General features: G+C 47.0%; 21 protein-coding genes. 13 read left to right on the top strand and 8 right to left on the bottom strand.

Features of this window, described 5'->3' with window-relative positions:
• Positions 1-35: 35 nt before the first annotated feature.
• Positions 36-1283 carry an IS4 family transposase gene (locus D829_RS0121270; protein WP_081594918.1) on the bottom strand — a complete coding sequence of 416 codons (1248 nt, stop codon included), beginning with the start codon at positions 1281-1283 and terminating at the stop codon, positions 36-38.
• A gap of 622 nt (positions 1284-1905) precedes the next feature.
• Between D829_RS0121270 and D829_RS0121265 the strand changes: the two genes are divergently transcribed.
• Positions 1906-4614 carry a PAS domain S-box protein gene (locus tag D829_RS0121265; protein ID WP_017690952.1) on the top strand — a complete coding sequence of 903 codons (2709 nt, stop codon included), beginning with the start codon at positions 1906-1908 and terminating at the stop codon, positions 4612-4614.
• Between the two features lie 259 nt (positions 4615-4873).
• Here the strand turns inward: D829_RS0121265 and D829_RS0121260 are convergent, their stop codons facing one another.
• Complete coding sequence (locus D829_RS0121260; protein ID WP_017690951.1) at positions 4874-5827, bottom strand: L-lactate dehydrogenase; 954 nt, start codon at positions 5825-5827, stop codon at positions 4874-4876.
• A 546-nt stretch (positions 5828-6373) separates the two neighbouring features.
• Between D829_RS0121260 and D829_RS0121255 the strand changes: the two genes are divergently transcribed.
• The 4 genes from D829_RS0121255 to D829_RS0121240 all read left to right on the top strand — a co-directional run bounded on the left by D829_RS0121255 (position 6374) and on the right by D829_RS0121240 (position 8703).
• Positions 6374-7060: a hypothetical protein gene (locus D829_RS0121255; RefSeq protein ID WP_017690950.1), complete on the top strand. Its 687-nt coding sequence runs from the start codon at positions 6374-6376 to the stop codon at positions 7058-7060.
• A 135-nt stretch (positions 7061-7195) separates the two neighbouring features.
• The gene (locus tag D829_RS0121250) at positions 7196-8017 is read left to right on the top strand and encodes a protein kinase (RefSeq protein WP_193748495.1); all 822 of its coding nucleotides are present in this window, start codon (positions 7196-7198) and stop codon (positions 8015-8017) included.
• Between the two features lie 161 nt (positions 8018-8178).
• Positions 8179-8427, top strand: coding sequence for a hypothetical protein (locus tag D829_RS0121245; RefSeq protein ID WP_017690948.1), 249 nt, complete (start codon positions 8179-8181; stop codon positions 8425-8427).
• Entirely contained in the window at positions 8428-8703 is a 276-nt protein-coding gene (locus D829_RS0121240; RefSeq protein ID WP_017690947.1) for a hypothetical protein, read from the top strand. It begins immediately after the preceding gene.
• A gap of 144 nt (positions 8704-8847) precedes the next feature.
• Here D829_RS0121240 and D829_RS0121235 read toward each other — a convergent pair whose 3' ends face one another.
• A complete protein-coding gene (locus tag D829_RS0121235) occupies positions 8848-9057 on the bottom strand; it encodes a hypothetical protein (RefSeq protein ID WP_017690946.1) in 210 nt (69 codons plus the stop codon).
• Between the two features lie 207 nt (positions 9058-9264).
• Between D829_RS0121235 and map the strand changes: the two genes are divergently transcribed.
• Positions 9265-10011 (top strand): type I methionyl aminopeptidase, encoded by a 747-nt coding sequence (gene map, locus D829_RS0121230; RefSeq protein ID WP_017690945.1) that lies wholly within the window; start codon positions 9265-9267, stop codon positions 10009-10011.
• A gap of 174 nt (positions 10012-10185) precedes the next feature.
• Positions 10186-11199 (top strand): NADP-dependent oxidoreductase, encoded by a 1014-nt coding sequence (locus D829_RS0121225; RefSeq protein ID WP_017690944.1) that lies wholly within the window; start codon positions 10186-10188, stop codon positions 11197-11199.
• Positions 11200-11319: 120 nt separating this feature from the next.
• On the opposite strand, the gene D829_RS0121220 is transcribed toward D829_RS0121225, so the two are convergent.
• A complete protein-coding gene (locus tag D829_RS0121220) occupies positions 11320-11805 on the bottom strand; it encodes a cytochrome c biogenesis protein CcdC (protein ID WP_017690943.1) in 486 nt (161 codons plus the stop codon).
• A gap of 217 nt (positions 11806-12022) precedes the next feature.
• Between D829_RS0121220 and D829_RS0121215 the strand changes: the two genes are divergently transcribed.
• Genes D829_RS0121215 through D829_RS0121205 form a run of 3 tightly spaced genes read left to right on the top strand, consistent with a single transcriptional unit; the run spans position 12023 to position 15133 of the window.
• Positions 12023-12769, top strand: coding sequence for a hypothetical protein (locus D829_RS0121215; RefSeq protein ID WP_017690942.1), 747 nt, complete (start codon positions 12023-12025; stop codon positions 12767-12769).
• A complete protein-coding gene (locus D829_RS31665) occupies positions 12747-13949 on the top strand; it encodes a glycosyltransferase (protein ID WP_017690941.1) in 1203 nt (400 codons plus the stop codon). Before D829_RS0121215 ends, D829_RS31665 begins: the two co-directional genes overlap by 23 nt.
• 53 nt (positions 13950-14002) lie before the next feature.
• On the top strand, positions 14003-15133 hold the full coding sequence (locus D829_RS0121205; protein WP_017690940.1) for a hypothetical protein: 1131 nt from the start codon (positions 14003-14005) through the stop codon (positions 15131-15133).
• Between the two features lie 894 nt (positions 15134-16027).
• Here D829_RS0121205 and D829_RS0121200 read toward each other — a convergent pair.
• Both D829_RS0121200 and D829_RS0121195 read right to left on the bottom strand, forming a co-directional pair.
• The gene (locus D829_RS0121200) at positions 16028-16600 is read right to left on the bottom strand and encodes a TetR-like C-terminal domain-containing protein (protein WP_017690939.1); all 573 of its coding nucleotides are present in this window, start codon (positions 16598-16600) and stop codon (positions 16028-16030) included.
• A complete protein-coding gene (locus tag D829_RS0121195) occupies positions 16597-17328 on the bottom strand; it encodes an MBL fold metallo-hydrolase (RefSeq protein WP_017690938.1) in 732 nt (243 codons plus the stop codon). Before D829_RS0121195 ends, D829_RS0121200 begins: the two co-directional genes overlap by 4 nt.
• A gap of 429 nt (positions 17329-17757) precedes the next feature.
• Here D829_RS0121195 and D829_RS31660 point away from each other — a divergent pair, with 429 nt between their 5' ends.
• The 3 genes from D829_RS31660 to D829_RS0121180 all read left to right on the top strand — a co-directional run bounded on the left by D829_RS31660 (position 17758) and on the right by D829_RS0121180 (position 19110).
• Entirely contained in the window at positions 17758-18222 is a 465-nt protein-coding gene (locus tag D829_RS31660; RefSeq protein WP_051154041.1) for an Rrf2 family transcriptional regulator, read from the top strand.
• 65 nt (positions 18223-18287) lie between these two features.
• Positions 18288-18419, top strand: a complete 132-nt coding sequence (locus D829_RS34295) for a hypothetical protein (protein WP_017690936.1) — start codon at positions 18288-18290, stop codon at positions 18417-18419.
• Between the two features lie 64 nt (positions 18420-18483).
• Entirely contained in the window at positions 18484-19110 is a 627-nt protein-coding gene (locus D829_RS0121180) for a nitroreductase family protein (RefSeq protein ID WP_017690935.1), read from the top strand.
• A gap of 115 nt (positions 19111-19225) precedes the next feature.
• Here D829_RS0121180 and D829_RS0121175 read toward each other — a convergent pair whose 3' ends face one another.
• Entirely contained in the window at positions 19226-19909 is a 684-nt protein-coding gene (locus tag D829_RS0121175) for an S-layer homology domain-containing protein (protein WP_017690934.1), read from the bottom strand.
• A gap of 157 nt (positions 19910-20066) precedes the next feature.
• On the bottom strand, positions 20067-20927 hold the full coding sequence (locus D829_RS0121170) for an AraC family transcriptional regulator (protein WP_017690933.1): 861 nt from the start codon (positions 20925-20927) through the stop codon (positions 20067-20069).
• Positions 20928-20948: the final 21 nt, after the last annotated feature.

The following is a 20948-nucleotide window of genomic DNA, read 5'->3' as shown; positions in this document are numbered from 1 at the left end:
GGCCCCTCCAAAGAACCTTCGCTCCTGGATCGCCATCACTTTTGCGTCCCAAAAAAGCCACCGAGTTTGGCGAGTGCGATCACACTTTCTCGCAGGGTAGGTGGTTTGGACGGGAGTGTTTTCGTTTTGTTGGCCACACGGTAAAGAACCTTCCATTCCTCGTCACCCATGAACGAAGTACATGGAGCGTCAGGCTTTTGCCGAACGAGATAGGTCATCTGTTGGAGTTGTACAGCGATTATGGAATAGAACAGGATGAGTTTACGCAATCGTTCACCGTCACGCTCCTGTAATTTTTCGATCTCGCAACCACTTTTTAAAATGTAATGGAACCGCTCAATTTTCCAACGTTGGACGTACCATGCCACTTTTTCACGAGCATCGTCTACCGTAGCCACGGTAAGATTCGTGAGCAGAAACCATTCAATCGGTGTTTCGCCTTCCAGCGGTGTGGTTTCCAACGCATGAATCAGGGTGCAGGGAAGAGGCGAATACGCAGCCCCTTTTTGTTTCAGGTGTGCCGGTACATGTACCGTATCCGTCAGAAAACGAATCTCCAGCGTCGTATCCCGAGCGGCTTCACTACTTCGCGTATCTCGCGGGAGGGAAACGGTAATCTGCCCGGAGGAAGGCTGTTTACGCACTTCGTCCTGCATGAAAAGTCCTTCTGCTTCGGTGATCCGATTTTGCATGGATCTTACGACATAGGACTGTTCATCAACATGCAAGTGGTATAAAAATTCAAAGAAATCGGCTTCCCGGTCCCCTATGTGAATGAGCTTCATATCTGCTGGGAGGCCGAGCACACTGGCTTTTGCGGCCTCAGTCCACTTGTAGCTTTCCTTCTGTTCGTAAGGGCGGCTGACCTTCCGTTCCGCTTTGAGCGCCAGATCCCGTGCCCAAATTTTTTGATGTAAGAGGCCAAGCGGGAGGCCGGACGGGGTAAGCACCAATGCGGAATGCGCAAGCAAGCCTTTGGTTTGCTTGCGATTGTAGGCGCCAAGTCCTGGCGTTTTTTCTCGATTACCGTATTTAATTTCAGTGGTATCCTGGACGCACAAAAACACGGACTCTTCCGTTTGTTTCATCTGACGTAGCGTCTCTGTCCGATACGATTCCAGCACGTTTTCCTCGGTCAACTGCGGATTCTGTAATAAACGGTAGATGGCTTTCGCTTCCGCTGCATTCTTACTGGCTTCAGCAATGGATGCCTCTGGATGACTAAACAACGTCTGCATCGTTCGGATGAACCGATTTAACGTTCTTCCACATCGGATGCGCATATTTCGAAAGAATTGAAAATTTGGTTGGAGTAAAGAGGAAGTTAATCGTGTTGTGGACATGCCTAATCGCCTACCCTTAGTTTCGTTTCCTCTCATCATACCGTCTTCATTTCGGTTTGAACACTTTTAGCTATATTCCATTTTTCTGGAAAGTATTGTGGGTCAAGCTTAGACCTGAGACATGTTATATCCAATTAAACAACTGTTTGCAGCGTTTTTGTCAGGAGATTATGGGGATTAACGTGTTTGATGTTCTTTAAAATTTCAAAAGGGCACATGGACGTCAAATAAGATGTCCTGAGTTCTTTAGAAAATCGTTTACCCATTCGCCAGAATCAGCTGGCTTCAACTTCAAGCTTGTTAGAGGCTTACATTGATCCTTGTATAACTTGTCTGCCTTTGAAGACGTCTCCTACGTAAAATCAAAATTCCAAGTATTACATCACACAACATGTGAATTGAATCATAGATTGTAAGTAACATGAGAAGAGATTCTGGTAAAATAAAAAAAGCTGTTTCTAGGCAGGCTTACATGGTTATTCGAGGGTAGGCCCATTTCTGTAAGGGATAATTAATCCCTGCTGTTAGATGAAGATATTGGCTGAGAAAAGAGGGGTAAGCCTTGGATATTAATAAAACGGAAACCCTGAAGCGCATTATTTCTGAGGGAAGTTCTTACCAATCACTGTTTTTTAACCATCCGGATGCCATTTATGTGATGGACATCCATGGAAACTATATTGATGCTAATCCCTCGGTTGAGCGGATGTCAGGGTATACACTGGATGGCTTGATTCGTTTGAATCGGACTCAACTCTGTCCTCCGGACAGTGAAGATTCACGCAAAGAATATATTAAAGAGGTACTGGCTGGACGTTCAGTCAGTAATTCCATAACTTTTTATCATAAAGATGGTTCCCTGAAACACGCCGAGATAACGTATGTGCCCATAACAGAGGATGAAGAAGTTGTTGGCATCTACGGCATTGCCAAAGATGTTACCGATATCCTGGAAGTGCAACGTGAGCTTAAGGAGGCACAGGAGAAATATCAGGTGCTGGCTGACCATGCACAAGATCTGATTACAACTTGTGCTACGGATGGCGAGTTGTTATACGTTTCCCCTTCCGTGTACACCTTGCTGGGTTATAAGCCGGAGGAAGTCATAGGAAAGTCCTTCAAGGATTATTGTTATCCGGGAGATTATCAGGACCCTATGGATCTTTCTAAGATCGGCAATGGCTGCAAGATGCGTGTGTTGCACAAGAAGGGACACTATATCTGGATGGAGACATTGGCGAAACCTGTGGCTGGAGAGCGTGGCAAGAGTGTCCAGATTGTAAGCATCAGCAGGGATATTACCCAGCATAAGGATGCGGAAAGACGTCTTCGGGAAAGCCGTCAGCGATACAGATCGTTGTTCGAACATAACCCGGCAGCTGTGTATTCATTGAATCTGGAAGGTAAATACAGCGCAGTGAACAGCAAACTGGTGCAAATGTTGGATATTCCGCGCAATAAGCTTATTGGCCAATCTTTTTTATCCAATCTGGATAAATGCGAAGTGCAATACGGCAAACATTACTTTGAAATGGTGAAGCAAGGCGAACCGCAATATTATGAGACCCGAATCGTCAATTCAAGTGGTCGGAAGATTGAAGTATCTGTTACGAATGTGCCCATTATTGTGGATAAGGAAATGGTAGGCGTCTATGGGATCGTGTCCGATATTACCGAGCGCAAGGAATATACGGAACGGATTCAGGAGCTCAGCAAGCAACATGAGCTGATCCTCAACACGGTTACGGAAGGAATATATGGTTTGGATGCGGATGGAATCACCATGTTTATGAATCCTGCAGCAGCTTCGATGTTCGGTTATGAGGCGAAAGAATTCATTGGCAAAGACTCACATCCCATTATCCATCACACCCGTGCAGACGGAAGTCATTTGCCACAAGAAGAGTGCCCGATCCACATGACCGTGTTGGATGGACAGAGACGTTCAATCAAGGAAGATGTATTCTGGCGTAAAGATGGCAGCAGTTTTCTGGTGCAGTATCAGGTGACGCCGATTATCGAACAGGGACAGATTCAGGGCGCGGTGGTTGTGTTCAATGATGTGACTGGCGAACGTGAAATTGTACGTGCCAAAGAGACAGCTGAGCTGGCAGCTCAGGCCAAGTCAGAATTTCTGTCGATGGTTAGCCATGAGATCCGGACACCGATGAACGGGATCGTGGGGATGACAGAATTGTTGATCGGTACTGATTTATCGGAAGAACAGCGTGAATATGCCGAGATTATTCAAGACAGCGGAGATGCTCTGCTGAACATCCTTAATGATATTTTGGACTTCAGTAAGCTGGAATCCGGGAAAATGGCACTGGCTTATGAACCATTTGCATTACGCAAGATGCTGGAACAGGTTGCCGAACTGTTTAAACCCCGTGCAGATGAAAAACATCTGGAGATCAGGTATCGTCTCAATCCAAGCATCCCTGAGTTCATGGTCGGTGACGCCATACGTATCCGGCAGATTCTGGTGAACTTGGTTGGCAATGCGCTCAAGTTCACAGATCAGGGAAGCATTGATGTTACCGTGGATATTATCAAGGGCAGAAAGCCTGAAGACAGCGTTCTTGATTTTGCGGTGCAAGATACGGGAATTGGCATCCCGGCTGACAAGCTGGATCAGTTGTTTCAGTCCTTCTCTCAACTGCATCCGGTGATTAACCGGAAGTATGGTGGTACCGGACTGGGACTGGTGATCTCCAAGCGACTCGTGGAGATCATGGGAGGCAGCATCAGTGTCGAGAGTATAGAAGGGGAAGGCTCAACCTTCCGGTTTGCTGTTCCTGCGGCGAGTGTAGATGCTTCAGCAGAACGGACAGCAAGTCAGTTCCATCATGATCGCACACGTCAAAGTGACAAGGTAGCCATGCGTATTCTGGTGGCGGAGGATCATCCGGTGAACCGAAAGATTTTGCGAGAATATCTGGAGAAGCTCGGATACCAGGCAGATGTGTGTACTAATGGCGTGGAGGCGATTGATGCCATCTCTCAGAATGCTTATGATATAGTCCTGATGGATATTCATATGCCTGTGATGGATGGACTGAAGGCGACAGACCTGTTACACCGCCTAATTCCACAGGATCGCATACCTCCAATCATCGCAGTTACAGCCAATGCCAAACGTGAAGATAAGGAAGCTTGTCTGGAGATTGGTATGCGTGACTTTATTAGCAAACCGGTTATGCTGAGTGAGTTGAAGCGGGTGTTACAGCAATGGGGACCAAGGGACGAACCTCAACTTGCACCGAATTGAACAACTACTCAAATCAATTTCATAACTCACTAAAATAGATTTCTGTAACTAAATATAGACAAAATGAACCGTTTTGATCTATATCTAGCCTTGATTGAAGCAGCTGAAGGTATTATGAAATTGATTCATCTGGCTGTGAAAAATAATAAACGCAAACATGCCAATAAGACTCCTCGCATGGAGTATTATTGGCATGTTTGCGTTGGCAGGCTTTTGAAGTTGAGCCGAAGCATACAGTGTGGAGTTGTACACGAATGGCTTATACCAGTGTCAGACGATTGATGTTACCTGATAGGATTTTACAGGAATTGTTGAATTTCTCACGTTCCGTTGCATCCAGATTCAATTCGATAATCTCTTGAATACCATTGCCACCGATGATTGCAGGAACACCGACGCAGACGTTATGTTGCTCGTACTCTCCGTCCAGAATAGCTGATACAGCGATGATCTTGTGTTCATCATTGAGGATTGAACGAGTGATATGCGCGAGGGCGTTCCCGATTCCGAATTGAGTAGAACCTTTACGGGTAAAGATCTCCCAGCCGGCATCCTTTGTTTTGCGTGCAATATCCTCCAGGTCCAGATGTTTAAAGCGCTCCTTGTGCTGATCCATAATGTGCATAATCGGTTTGCCACCGATGGTCACATGGGACCAGGCCACGAACTGGGATTCTCCATGCTCTCCGAGAGCATAACCATGCACACTGCGTGGATCGATGGAGAAGACTTCAGATAGCAGCGTTTTGAGTCGTGAAGAGTCAATGGACGTGCCTGTACCGATGACGTGTTCGCGCGGGAGGCCGGATAATTTCCATACCATATAAGTTACTATGTCAACCGGGTTGGCAGCGACGACAAAAATCCCGTTAAATCCACTGTTCATAATCGGGACCACGATGTCTTTGGCAATCGATTCCGCTTCCTCCAGAATATCCAGCCGTGTCTGTCCTGGCTTGGGATTCGCCCCGGCTGTTAAGATAATAACATCCATATTGCCACAATCGGCGTACGTGCCTGCATATACCTTGGTGCGGTTATGTGTGAAGTCCATACAATGGGAAAAATCCAATGCCTGTGCTACAGCACGGTCATACGTCCGGTCCACCATCATAATTTCCCTGCATATCGATTGATTAATCATGGAATACGCACAACTCGAACCGACAAGACCCGCCCCGATCACCGCTACTTTGCCTGATTTGCCTAACACTGCCTTTCAGCCCCCATTTAGATTGATATTTATCCGTCACTTACGCGTCCTATGTTAAGTATAGTCCTTTATTTTATGCTGGAATGCACTTCTACGTTACATAAGATAACACATGGAAAAGCTGTGCAGCAATGATATCCGCTATCGCGGGAGCGTATTGGAGTAAAGGAGTTAACAAAATTGACATGATTAATTCATAATCATATGATTTGACGGCGTTTGCACCTGTGTCATTCGACATGACAGCATTCATGCTCGTTGTCGGATTGGGGGTTATTTGTGCGGATCATATACCTGACAAAACTTCTTAGGAATCCGCAGAAACAGAACAAAACCGCCAAAGGGATCTGCCGAGAAGCTGACGAATACATACGGACAAGCAAAAAATAAGCATACTTGATCCATGAGACAGGTTGCCCCGATCCGATGACGGTTCCAAAAAAGGAACGCTGAAGCCATAATGTTTTTATCCAAGAATCAATTTCATAACTCACTAAAGGTATTATGAAATTGATTCCCAAAAGACTTCATTCCGGGAGGGAATTAATGATGATTGAAGAAGCAGGAGCAACGACGGAAACGGCCAAGAGCCTGGGCATAGGTGCCAGTACTCTTCGTAAATATGCAGCGGCACTGGAAGAGCAGGGATACCGGTTCGAACGTTCCGCCAACAAATCCAGATTATTCAAGTCCGACGACATCGAGTGCATTGAACGTCTGATGACTGAACTCAGAGAGCATAATCTACCCCTGGCTGATGCTGTGGTGACTGTATTGGCTCCAGAAGTACCTGTAGCTGTAGTAGAAGTAGATGTACCAGTGTTGGGAATTGAAGGTCTGTCAGAGACGGAATGTGCAGCGACAGTCATGTCATCCGTATTCCCTGAAGAACCTGAAGTAACGGGTAATCTGAGATCTTATGAAGGTCTGGGGCAACTGGTAAGTGAGGTGACTTATGGTGCCGTGGAACAACAGCAGGATGATCGGGTACAGCTGCTACAACAGCGGGTCGATGAACTGGAGCTGACCTTTCAGCATCTGGCAGAGACACATATGGCTCTCCAGGAACAGATGGAAAAACAGCGTCTATGGATGAACGAGAAGCTGGAAGAGGAGCGGGATCGTGAACTCGTAACCAATCTGCGCAGTTTCCAGGGAAGAAAACGCAAATCCAAAGGAGTATCCCTGCGTATGTTGTTCGGGTTCCTGCCCAAGAAGCATAAGGAAGCTTGAGCAACAGGCATTTATCCATCGTGATTTTACAGTATCGGCCTGATATAATAAGCTCCATACAACATGAAGACTGGCAACGGACTGCTCAGTATAGATAAAGACTGAGTGGATCAGGAAGCTGGCGTGGGAGGATCTGTGGAGCTGCGACGAAGCTTTCAAAGAGTGCTCGGACTATGGACGGATCGTCCTCAGCGGGAAGGCACGACCATTGCTGAGCGTTATACAATACAGGAATTGCTGGGTATGGGGAGCTATGGGCTGACATACCTGTGTACAGATGACCAGAATGGCAGGGAAGTGGCGTTGAAGGAGTCCAAGCCTAGCAAGGGCAGACTCTCTGCGTACCTGTTGGGGCGGGAGGCGGAAGTGATGAGACGTCTGCATCATCCGGCGATCCCTGATCTATTGGATGTGTTCACATCCGGGAGACGAAGTTATATCGTTACCGAGTATATTCGTGGACAGACGCTGGAAGATTGCATATTTGAGCAAGGTCTTCGATATACGGAGCACGAATGTCTGGAACTGGCAGGTCAACTGCTGGCTCCGGTGGCTCATGTGCATGAGCAGGGATATATTCATGGAGATGTGCGGATTCCCAATGTTATTTTACGTGAAGGGATGGTACATCTGATTGACTTTGGCCTGGCGAGACGCTTGGGGGAGCCGTTGTTGCCGGAGCTGAAGCGACGTATGCGAGAAGTGCCTGAGCCTGAAGATGAACCGGCTACACCGGATCATGATCTGCAGGATATCGGCCACTTTCTTCTCTTTATGCTGTATTCGGCTTATGAGCCAGAGAAGGGCCGTGAACCTGCCAGCTGGCAGGAGGAACTTAAGCTTACGCCGGAATTGCACCAGATGCTGGAGCGACTCCTTGGACTCCGTCCAAGTTATGAGGGTGGAGCGACGGAGTTACAGGCAGAAATTGAGAATGTGTTGCTGAAATTACAATGAAATAAGCTCTATAGGCGGACCTGCATTTGTTATCCGTGACCTCTTCGTATGATACCTGTAGGGGTCTTTTTCCTTTTTGCTGATAAATGCAAAACGTATCAAAACAGTGGGTTGAATGATATAATGGATAACAATTACACGTTAAGGAGGCGATTCATCTTATGCTTAAAAAACTGGAAGGCGATCATGCCGAATTATTCAAAACGTGGTTTCATAGCAAAAAAGACACCATTGTGGATATTGAAGGTAAGCATTATTTAATCAAGCCGCTGGAAAACGTGGTTCAGGAAGAGATAGAAAGTGATCTGGAGCTCAAAACTTTAATTATGCAAGCCAAAAAAGATATTTCTTCGGGTAGGGTCTACTCTACAGATGATATAATTGACGCAATTGAAAAAGGGAATTTATAGATGTTGATCCAGTGGACACCTTCAGCAAGACAGATTCTCGCTCAAATTGGAAGTATTCGTTTCACTCAGGAAGAGACAAAGCTCTATAAGATTGAACTAGTTCGAAGAATTGAAATGAAAGTGGCTGTCATAGTGGAATCCATGCCAGCTCAGGAACCATCCTGGCAAGGGACGTACCGGATATTAGTTGATAAATTTAAAGTGTATTATTCGTTCTCCATGGACAAGCGAATTTGCTACATTGAAGCATTAAGACATCAAAATCAGCAAAATTGATACATACTGATATAGAAACAATAAAGGGGTGTTCTGTTAGCCGTTTGTATGGCTAGCGAGCACCCCTTTATTACATATTCATTTATGGTAGCATCCAATAAGCTGGCGTGATCATTACTCTTTAAAAGCAGTTGTGAAAGCAGCTTAGCTGGAGCTGTATTTCCTGCTTTTGTAATACCCGGAACCACTGCGGCTATCCCGGTATTTCACATCCGAAGAAGAATAGCGTTTGTAGGAACGCTTGCCTGAGGAACTGCTGTGACGTTTATATGAGCGCCTGTCCGAGGAGCTGTAACGTTTGCGGTGAGATGAAGATTTGGAATCGATAAGTTTGCCGATAATCTTTTTGAACATGAGCTTTCACCCTTTCGACTTCAACTGTTTTAACCATATACGTGGTCGGATATGGAAGGGTTTCGAGTTTTTCATGGATAATTGTATTCATTGGACAGGCGCTTGGCGTATAATAGGAAGTTGCTGATTGCACGTAATTTTTTATTTTGAACGTTTAGCGTTACAATAGAGGACAGGATAAGATTTTAACGGACAGGAGTAGTTATTATGATTACATTGAAGACCAAAGAACAGATTGAATATATGCAAAAAGCCGGAGAAATTCTCGCCGCATGCCATAGAGAAATTGCAAAGATGATTCGTCCAGGCATTACGACACAGGAGATTGACCAGTTTGCAGAAGCTTTTATGAAGAAAAATGGCGCTACGCCGGAACAAAAGGGATATAACGGATACCAATATGCGACATGTGCGTCGGTTAATGATGTGATCTGTCACGGGTTTCCGGGAAAATATGCACTGAAAGACGGCGATATCGTTACAATCGACATGGTGGTTAATCTGAATGGCTGGTTGGCCGATTCCGCCTGGTCTTATGCCGTAGGTGAAGTGACACCGGAAGCACAACATCTGCTGGACGTAACCAAAAACTCTCTGTACAAAGGCATTGAACTTGCCGTGGTGGGCAACCGGATTGGAGATATCTCCAATGCGATTCAAGTGTATGCTGAAGGTGAAGGCCTATCGGTTGTGCGTGAGTTTATCGGACACGGCATTGGTGAGAAGATGCATGAGGAACCACAAGTCCCTCACTATGGTCCGCCTCATCGGGGTCCGCGTCTCAAGGAAGGCATGGTTATTACGATCGAACCGATGCTGAATATTGGTACGTTCCGAAGTAAGCTGGATTCAGATGGATGGACTGCTCGTACTATGGATGGAAGTCTGTCTGCCCAGTATGAACATACGATTGCGATTACGGCGGATGGTCCAGTGATTTTGACAGCACAATAATAGCCAAAAGCAGCTACAATGTGACGATATTTGCATATTTCAAGGCGGCCCACGTTTGTGAACCGCCTGTTTCGGTTTAAACTATTAAGAAGTGATAACACAGAGCCAGTGGTAAGTGATCTCAGCTGACAAGGGGTAACCTTGCGTCCACTTGGCAACAAGGAGGTAATTTTGGTGTCTTTAAATAAACAGATCGTACTTGCTTCTCGTCCCGAAGGTGCCCCATCCAGAGAGAATTTCAACTTCATTGATGCACCTCTTCCTGAACCGGAAGCTGGGCAAGTCCTGGTACGTACATTATATTTGTCGGTTGATCCATACATGCGGGGCCGCATGAAAGATACAAAATCCTATGCTGCACCGTACGCGTTAAATGAAGTGATTAAGGGTGGAGCCATTGGACAGGTTGTGGAATCTTCGGAACCGAATCTGCGCAAAGGTGACCTCGTATCCGGTATGTGGGGCTGGCAGCAATATGCCGCAGTGAATACGGCTGATCTTTCGCTAATTGATACCGAAGAAGCACCAATCACGGCTTACCTGGGTGCGCTGGGCCTGACGGGTCTGACGGCTTATTTTGGTATGGAGGATATCGGCAAACCGAAGGACGGCGAAACGGTTGTTGTATCGGGAGCAGCCGGAGCGGTAGGCATGATTGCAGGTCAGATTGGTAAAATTGTGGGAGCACGCGTGGTTGGTATTGCAGGCTCTGATGAGAAATGCGCTTATTTGAAAGATAAGCTGGGCTTCGACGTGGTGTTGAACTACAAGAAGGAGCAGGATATGTCAGCGGCCATTGAACGGGCTTGCCCGGATGGTGTAGATGTCTACTTTGACAATGTGGGTGGTGACATCTCGGATGCAGTCTTGCGCCACATCAATCGGAATGCACGTATTCCGTTATGCGGTCAGATCTCGTCTTATAATCTGGAGAAGCCGGATATCGGGATGCGACCACAGACATTGCTGTTAACAAATACAGCATTAATGAAAGGTTTCCTGCTGGGTGACTATACGAAATCCTTCAAGGAAGGCCGCGCCAAGTTGGCGAAATGGATCAAGGAAGGTCATATCCAGTATGAAGAAAACATTGTGGACGGGTTCGAACAGACGCCGGAAGCATTCATGGGTCTCTTCTCGGGAGATAATCTGGGCAAGCAACTGGTTAAGGTTGCAGATCCTGAATAGATATTGAATGGTTTACATGTACAATTAGGTTGAAAACGAAAAGACACGTTCTGCACACCGAGGGTGCAGCAGAACGTGTCTTTTTTATCTGTAAATCTGTGCGTGGTCTATGTAGGGTGACTAGTGTTCGGCGACCAGCACTTCTTTGTAGTGTTTGTACATATATACACGCCAGCGTACAATCATGCCAAAAGCCAGCAGGAAGAACAATCCGCCTGTTTGCGGAATACTTACATATCGCTGAATGACTTCATGCAGGATCAGGCGTACGGCCAGCAATCCAAGCAAGATAAAAGCAAAGCTGCGAGAACGTGTGGCAAAAATTTCTTCACCTACTCGTTCAAACCGTGTACTGCGAATGAGGGGATAGGAGAAGAGGAACCAGCCCACCAGAAACGCAAAGAATGCCCAGAGTAGAGGAACATGAGTTTCCGGTACAACAAACATGAGAAATCCTGTGCTCATGCCGAGCGGAGGAATAAGGATTTTGCGAATGGTCACCGGTCTGTGACTGGCTTTCATGCGGATGAAGATGGCAAGCAGTGCCATGACAAGCATGCCCACGGTTGCTCCGATTTGCAGGTAGTACGGACTGATTTGAGCCACGTAGAACTCCCTCTTTCTGGAATAATATGTTATCCGGAGATCCGGAACCTAATACGAATTGCCGGGATTTTCAGTTCCTATTATATCACAAACGCAGAAAGCCGATAGAAAGCTTAGTGTATCATATACCCGATATGTATTCACAGGGTGTATTTGAAAATTTTGTATTATTGTGCCCGTTGTAAGGCTGTTTATTCGATTAAGGGGAAATCATGCAATGATTGGACAACAATGGATGTATATCAAGCTTATCGGCTCACATCATAGAGGGTGGCTTGTAGGCAATACAGATTGGTTAGTACATGTGGTCAGCCTCATATGTGCAAGTGTACTAGCTTTTTTGCTGGTTATCTACAGTTACATCTTATGGATGGAATATAGCAGTAGGCGCAGGGAAAAGGTTAAGACGGCACTGATGCATGAATTACTTGCAGAAGGTTCATTTCTACAGCGGTACCTGAACGAGGGAGAAATTGGCGTAGACTTATTGAATATGAGTGGAGATCAACAGATCGTTTTGCAGCAATTGTTATTGCAACGGCTCGCTCAAGGTCCCGCAGAGCATGAGATTTTGCGAATTCGTCTGTTATCTTGGCAAGTCTTTGGAAGCTCATACCGATTGGTTCTGAAGACGGGAAAGTGGAGTGAACGGGTCAACACGTTGTTATATATTGAACAGTTTCATATGATAGAGCTTCTGCCCAGGTTAGAGGATATGTTGCGGGTTATTTCCTGTACGCCGCTTGAACGCTTCATCATATTGCGCATATGTGCCAGAACCGGTTATTTCAGAATTGTTAAGGAATTGATGCGTGAGCAATATGTATGGTCCGATTCGCAGTATCTGCAGATTCTGCTGTTGCTTACCGATTCATCCTGGACTCGTCTGAAGGATCATTTCAAGGATGTACCTTATCAGGTAATTGATCCGCCGGAGAGATTTGGACCCGCTGCAATATCATGAGATGTTGGATGAAGAAGTGGCTCCGGCGGTATCCCTGCTTGTCTCGATGCGTAATAGCGAGAATACGATCGTACAGCGAATTAGCTGTCTGCTGGATATTCAATATGCACGCTATGAAGTTATTATCATTAATGATGAATCAGAGGATGGAACAATGTCCAGGTTGCATCATCGTCTGATTGTAATCGACAAGGAGTATGGAGGACGAATGGACTCCCTGAATGCAGGTCTGAATATCTCGCAATATCCTTATATCGCCTCTGTTGGCCCTTGGACAGTTCTGGAACGGGATGCATTGGTGAAGATTATGAAACCCGTTATGGATGCTCTCCCAGGAGAAGAGGTCGTTGCTTGTAGTGGACGAGTAGATCTCATACCCCCCAGAAATACGGATCATACAGATTTAACGGATAATAGCACACGACTTATGGGCAGTACGTTGTATGTAATGCAGACCATTGAATACGTGCGTGCTTTTTTAATTGGTGGTGTGGGACTTGTTCGTTACAATATTAATGTGCTTTTATTTACGGCCCAAGTATTCGGTGTATTCAAAAAGAACCGGGTGATGGAAGTTGGTGGGTACAAGCGCAATGACCAGGTTGCTCACATGGAACTGGTGATGCGGTTGCAGAAACATATGAAGCGAACTCGGGAACGTGGTCGTATTATATATATTCCCGATCCGATCTGCAGGGTAGAAGTTCCCGGTACATGGCGTCAGCTGCGTACACAGCGTACCCGCTGGTATATGCAGCTTGCGAGCAGTCTATGGGCCCAACGGAGCATGATTTTTAATCCAGCCTATGGCTGGATGGGGATGGTATCCATCCCGTATTTTATTCTGATCGAATTGCTGGGACCTGTGATGGAACTGGGAGCGATTTTGCTGTTCATCTCAGGCATAGGGCTACAGTTGGTGGATATCAACCTATGCATCATTCTCGCTCTGCTGCTGACGCTCTATGGTTCAATGTTGTCCGCAGGTATGGTAATGTTCGAAGTATGGTGTTCACGCAAAGCGTACACGTCCACAGAGGTGACGCGTCTGTTATTGTATGCTTGTTCGGAGACGTTCTGGTTCAGACCGCTGAACAATATATTCCGTATGTTTGGCATTTTGCAGGCTGTGGGATTGAGAAAGGAGAAGGAGAAGGAGATCAGGAATGGATTGGGGTAATCTAACGGTAATCCTGGTAACACCTTGGAACAGAGCAAGGAGGAATACGCTTCATGAAAAAAAGTTACAGGCCAGCCACAATGTGGACGTTGGCTTGTTGTACAGTGGTATCGGTGGTGCTGGTTGTCCCCTGGATTATGTGGCAATCTCAGGCCCCGGTTCCACTGAACATCATGATTATTGACAAGAGCAGACCGGACTTGTCCTATCAGGGGCACAAGGGGTTGGTCTGGCTTTTGAATCAACAGAAGATTGTACAGCACACAGGGGAATACTACTCGTATGAAGAGGATTATTACGGCTATGATCTTCAGGAGGGGCTTCCACGGATGAAGCGACTGCTGCCTGATGAGGTGACAGACACGGATCTGATCTATCTGACGGCGAATCGCAGTAGTCTGTCTGCACAGAAGAGTGAAGGGAAACAAGGCGGAATCTATGAAGGATTAACGATATATGATGTGCAAAAGATCCGCGAGGCTGCGTATAAAGGTGTAACGATTGTCGCCGAATACAGTGCATTGGCGAATACGGCTTCGAAGATGACCAGGGAGCAGCTGTATTCCATCTTGGGAGTGAACAGCAGTGGATGGCAAGGGAAATCGGTATCTAATCTGCAAAGCATGGAAGAAGTCCCCCGGTGGGTTCGGGCGAATTATGAGCAGCGGGAGAAGAAGAAATGGCCGTATTCCGGAGCGGGTATTCTGCTAGTTGATGTAGATGGGCAGGTCATAGTGCTGGAAAAAGGCCCGGATGTAAAGACAGGGAATATACAGGTTGCATTCACACAGGAAGGCAGGGATTGGAGCGGCATAACCCAGGATATTCATTACAGTGGCTGGTTCGATATCATTCTGCCGCAGCAGCAGGATTACATATTGGCTTGGTATAAGACTGATTTGACGAAGACAGGCGAGCAGAAACTGGGGAATGCAGGAATACCTACGGAATTTGCTGCACTTGTCCGCTACGATGACTATAATCGATCGTATTACATGGCAGGGTCATTCGGAGAGATGAAGCATTATTCCTTCTGGCGCCGAATCCGGGGATGGGAGGTTGTCCGGTCCAAGCTTACGCCAGACCAGAAAGATATTCCGGACATGTTCTACTGGAAGGTGTACGTGCCCGTGATGAAGCATATTTTAAATGAAGTGCAGGATGGACGGCAGCAATGGCCATAGATAGGCTATCGAGAACCGTTTCGATGGAAAGAGGGAAGAGAAAGTCCATTCCACCTTTGGAGAGGAACGGAGATGTACATATTAGAGAAGTGCGTCGTTGTGAGTGGCAAAGGTGTGGTTGAAGCGAGATGTGTATTGGGAAGAATCGACTTTGCCTTGTGCAATGGGACTGGGTAGCTCGAATACGTTTCAGACCCTTTCCACCATGAACAATGGGAGTTGTAGCTAGATCCTCAACAAGAACCATCCCATTGCGGCGTACATGTAGTGTGATCTATTAAATGATTCCTATTAAAACACGTATTAAAACAAGTACTAAAAGTGTGCATCACGACCAGGGTAAGCTCCGTATCTAGAATCGCCCCAATGTGTGCACTGAACTATAGCGTGATCTATACATGAATAGTAATAAAACATGTACTACTATGTGCATTATGAGCAAGGTAAGATCCTTATCTAGCCGTGTACCCGCATGATCAATGCAATTTGGAGCATGATCGCTCCGTATTTAGCTCCATAACACAATGTGTGTCTGGACTTATGCGCCAATATGATGAGTGGACGAGTATCTATAACATCGTGATCTGAAGCACCGTACGTAGCGCGTTTTAACGAACTCAGCACATCTTATTTGGCCTAATTTGGTACGTTGGTAAATGTAACGAATCACAGACACGTTAAATGACGGAATATACTCATTATTCCTGTCCCGCTGCCAGTTTTCTGCGAAATAGGACGTGTGGAGTTCGTTAGTTGTTGCTATTCGCTCTAATTACCGTTTTAGCGTGTCCTCGGTTCGTTAGATTTTGGTCAGAGGGCAATGATGTGGAAAGGTAACGTAAAAAGGACTGCAGATCTTCTGCAGTCCTTTTTCATGATACAATGCGTGCCATACTAGTCCTGGTGAAGATGCCGGAGTCCGTGCAGGAAGGCGGATACGGTCAGACGCAGACTTTCGTCCGGATCAAAGTCCATGCCGAAGCCACCTTGAGCCTCAATGGAGGCAAATCCATGGCAGAGGCTGCGCAAACCACGAACGGCGTGCAATGCTTCCGCTTCGGTTAGCGGGTAGGGCTGCAAGCTGTGCAGCAGCAACTCCAGCGTAGCTGTGCTGGCCGCGGCGAGCTGTGGCTCCTCGCGATCCGGGGCATGAAATGAGGCTTCGTACAGCCCGGGGTGTTCGCGAACGAAGCCAATGTATGCCGCAGCGATGGCCTGGATGGCATCGTCGCCTGTGTGGTCAGCCGTAGCCGTGGTTAATGCGCGGCTAAGCTGTTGTACAGACATCAGCGCCATTTCCTGGCGAAGCCCGGGCAGTCCGCTGATGTGGTTATAGAGCGACGGCGAGCGCACATCCAGCCGCTGGGCGAGTGCGGCCAGTGTCAGCGCCTGAAAGCCGTCGCTGTCAGCAAGCTGGGTGGCGGCGCTGAGCAGAGCGCCGCGATCCAGCCCTTGCCGGGGGCTCATAGTTGACCCCCGGCAAGACCGAACCGCTGCTGTGCATCAGCGGTTGCCGCGCGCATGGCGGCCGCTGGCTGGCGCAGCATCCGTCCGTGGCCTACAGCCAGCACGGACGGTTCCAGCTCCGCCAGGCGCTTCGCGCTGGTCAGAGCCGCTTCGCGGTTCCACGTCGCCAGCGCGGGGAACGGGAAGAGCGGGCGCATGCGGCCGGATACGGCAAGGCCACCGTGCAGCTGGTACGCGTCGCCAGCGATGAGCACGCGGCTGCGCGTATCCATGAAGGACATATGCCCCGGCGTATGTCCTGGTGAGGCAATGGCGACCAGAGACCCAATCTGGTCACCGTCATCCAGCAAGTGGTTTGGCTGGGTGTGCACCGCTTTGGGCTTAGGCACCCCGCCGCGTACCGGAGTTTGTGGCTCACCGGGAAGAAGGGAAGTATCACCCGCCAATAGCCGGGCATCCCGTCGGGAGATGAAGACCTCGGCTTGGGGCAGTGCCTCTTTGAGACGATCCAATGCACCAATATGGTCGCTATGAGCGTGAGTCAGAATGATCTTGGTAATGGGCTTCCCAAGGGACTGGGCAGTTGCCAAAATCCCCTTAAGACTGAGCGGTATTCCGGCATCAATCAGGGTTAAACCATCTTCCTCTTCAACCAGGTATACGTTCACAGGGAAGAGTCTTGGAAAAAACGTAACTTGAACGACATCAAATTCTCGGGTAATACGCATCGTTAAACCCTCCTTAAAACTAATGATATTAGTATAATAACTAATGGCATTAGTTTTAGCAATACCTGTTGTTCATTTTATTCAAATAAAAAAAATTTAAATAATGATGCACTTTACAAAAAAAGCGTTTTCAAATTGAAGATTACCGATTATAATAAACACGTAAGCCCTTTCATATGTCTATCTTATTGGAGCCCTTCGCGTAGCGAAAGGCTCACTTTTTTGTCTTTTTGGATTAAAATGAAGACGGGATGTTAATCCTAGCTTAATTGTGTTGAAGAGCTGTAAGTATTGGTATAACAGGAAAAATCACGTTTGATCTCCATTCTGGGTGAAAGTTGACAAACATAACTGTTATTCATATAATGACAGTTATACTTACCTTGGGTTGGAGTTCATCGGTGTTGTAAGCCGGGAAGGGAGTAAGTTATGAACAGCGAATTTACCATAGCGGTGCATTGTCTTGTTTTTCTGTCGATGAGAAATGAGTGTATGGCCAATAGTGAAGATTTGTCCCAGAGTGTGGGTACACACCCGGCCAGAGTCCGTAAGGTACTTAGTGTTCTGCGCAAGCATGGTTACCTGACGACCAAGGAAGGTGCTCATGGTGGGTACTTGCTTAGCCGTCCAAGTGAAGAGATCAAGCTGGGAGAATTGTACAGACTGGTAGCTGGTGGTTCACTCGGTCCCAGCTGGTGCTCAGGGGAGTCCGGTTCATCGTGCGTGGTATCTTCCAATATGCAGGATGTGATGGGGAACATTTATAATGGTGGCGAAGAGGCGCTCAGCGCTTATTTTGATCGTATATCCATTGAGGATGTGAAAGAGCGCATAAGTCATGGGGAAGCGATAACCTTGTCGCTGAATGGATCGTCTGCACAGGAGAAGTCCTGACGGAGTCCACAACGATTGGTTCTTCATGACATGGCCTTGGTTTAGTCAGGCATGGTGGACAAGTTATGGCATTGGCGTATGCTCCGGTGAAAGATCCATTGATGTTCTCAAGCGATTCCGGGCATAACCTGAACACAGATGAGGAGAAATCGTCTGCGCTGATGTTATTTTCGGAAGGAAAATCCCTGGTAGAGTAAACTTCGAGATCACCTTGCGAAAGTAAAGAAGAATAAACAAACTAGATTCTGGGGAGTGGAACACATGTCAGGCATTGAAAAAAATGAAACACTTCGCGTTATTAGCGAACGCCATGCTGTCAAAAAGTACGAAAAAGGTTTTGAATTGCCTGAAGCTGATCTCAATGCGATTTTGACAGCAGCTGCTGAAGCACCATCTTCTTGGAACCTGCAACACTGGAGATTCCTCGTGATTGAATCCGAAGCAGACAAAGCGAAATTGCTGCCAGTTGCTTATGGTCAAAGTCAGATCGTGGAAAGTTCAGTTACGATTGCTGTTCTTGGAGATTTGGAAGCAAACCGTAACACCGTAATCTACGATCAAGCTGTTGAAGCAGGCGCACTGACTGCTGAGGTTCGTGACGCATTGGTTGGACAGATCAACGGTGCTTACCAAAGCCCGCAAATCGCACGCGATGAAGCGATCCGCAATGCATCCTTTGCTTCCCAAAATATTATGCTTGCTGCACGCTCCCTGGGTTACGATACATGTCCAATCGGTGGATATAATCCACAAAAACTGATGGAAACATTCAATATTCCTGCACGATTTCTGCCAACGTTGTTGATCACTGTAGGTAAAGCTGCACAGCCAGCTCGCCCGTCAGGACGTTTACCGTTGTCTGAGGTTGTTGTTAAAGGTTCTTTCTAAGTTAGAAAGTTAAATCTGATGATTGCATCAGTGACATAGATACAATAAAAACAGCCGCACTTTCCTGCTGAGGGAAGGTGCGGCTGTTTGGCATACTGCTTCCACCATGAAATGATTACTTCTCAGGTGTTTCCGGGATTTGTGGTGCGTGGAACGATTCCATGTACTCGATTGCGTTATACATCATCACTGCTGCTTCAGCGCGAGTAATCGTTTGTTTGGGATTGAAGTTTCCGTCGGCATCCAGTTCATTGATTTTGAGAACGAGTGAACGCTGAATGGCACCTTGATACTCTGGCGTAAGTTCCTGTTCGTCGGTAATGTCCACAGGTTGGATATTAATCATCGGCAGACCTCCCTTGGCCTCGATACCTTGCATCAGGAACAGTGTGAATTGTTCACGAGTAAGCGTTTTGGACGGATCGATACCCTGTGACATCTGAATGCCATTATATTGGGCGCGGATAAATGCATCACTGTACCATACGCCATCTTTTACAGCAGAGAAGTAGTCACTTGGTACTGGCATTTTGATAAAACGAATCGTGTCCAGATTCAGATTCAGGCCGTCCGCAATCAGTTGAATGCCCTGAGCGGTATTTAACTCCAGTTCAGGTTTGAACAAGCTGTCACTCACGCCTTTGATGAATCCATCCTGATGGAGAGATTCGATTTTGTCTGCTCCTGCGATACCTTGAATATCCGTGAATTGGGCCTGCGCAGCGTTGATCGGGCCTGCACTTAGAGACAGCGTGAGCAGAGCTCCCGCAGTTAATGTAGCAAGTATATTTTTTTTCATAATAGGTTCGCCTCACTTTTCCAGGGATGATCCCTTTATATAAAAGTTATTTGCCCCTATAGACGCCCCTTCTGTTCAAAAGGTTGCTGGAATTTGCCAATTGAATTGACGACACAATTCTGAAAGATATAAGTGAAGCACTGTGAGTTCACTGCATCTATCCTTTGGATTTATTTCGATAATCCGTGGGGGAACGGCCCATCATTTTGCTAAACAGACGGGAGAAGTAGTACGGGTCCTTGAATCCAAGCTCGGAACTGATCTGCTTCACGGTCCAATCCGTAAAATCCAGATAACGGCAGGAATGCTGAATCTTAAGCCGCAGGAAATAATCGATGGGCGAATGCCCGGTAGCTTGTTTGAACAACTGAGAATAATGGGGGACAGAGAGCCGGGCGTGTGCCGCCAGTTCCTTGAGGGTGATTCCGTTCTCCAGGTGCTCCAGCATATATTGAACGGATTGTTCAGCCGCACGTTTGCTGCTCACAATCGCACCATTTGTCCCTGTTGTCTCCGGTCCATAAGCGAGCATACCAAGCATATAACCGATAATCTGGGAGGCATATGTCATCGTCTGCATGGAGTAACCCGTTTCTAACGCGCCGTAACATTCATTGAACAGCTCAAGCCATTTCTGAGCCTTGGCCGGTGGCATGGTAGTAATATAATGGGTTAACAAGGGTTCTATGTAGGTTAAAGCGTGTTCCCCGCGCAGATGAATCCAGAAGATACTCCATGGTTCAGCTGTGTTGGCACCATACACATGAGGAACATGTGCAGGCAATATGACGAGGTTTCCCGGGCGGACATCATATGTCTTGCTGCCATCCATTGTATACCAGCCTGTGCCTTGGGCACAGTACATCAGAATGTGTGATTCACAACCATTGGGACGGTCACGGTAATGATGCTCCGCTTCGTGAAAGTAACCGATATCGGTAACATATAATCCGGACGTGACCGGATAAGCTGCGGTTTCTTGCAGCAGGGAGTCCGGAAGCACAATGAGTTTTTGCATACGAAATCCGTCAGATTTACG

The organism is Paenibacillus sp. PAMC 26794 (assembly GCF_000316035.1).
Lineage (GTDB): Bacteria > Bacillota > Bacilli > Paenibacillales > Paenibacillaceae > Paenibacillus.
The sequence above is the reverse complement of the archived record's forward strand: the minus strand, read 5'-3'. Positions and strand labels throughout refer to the sequence as shown.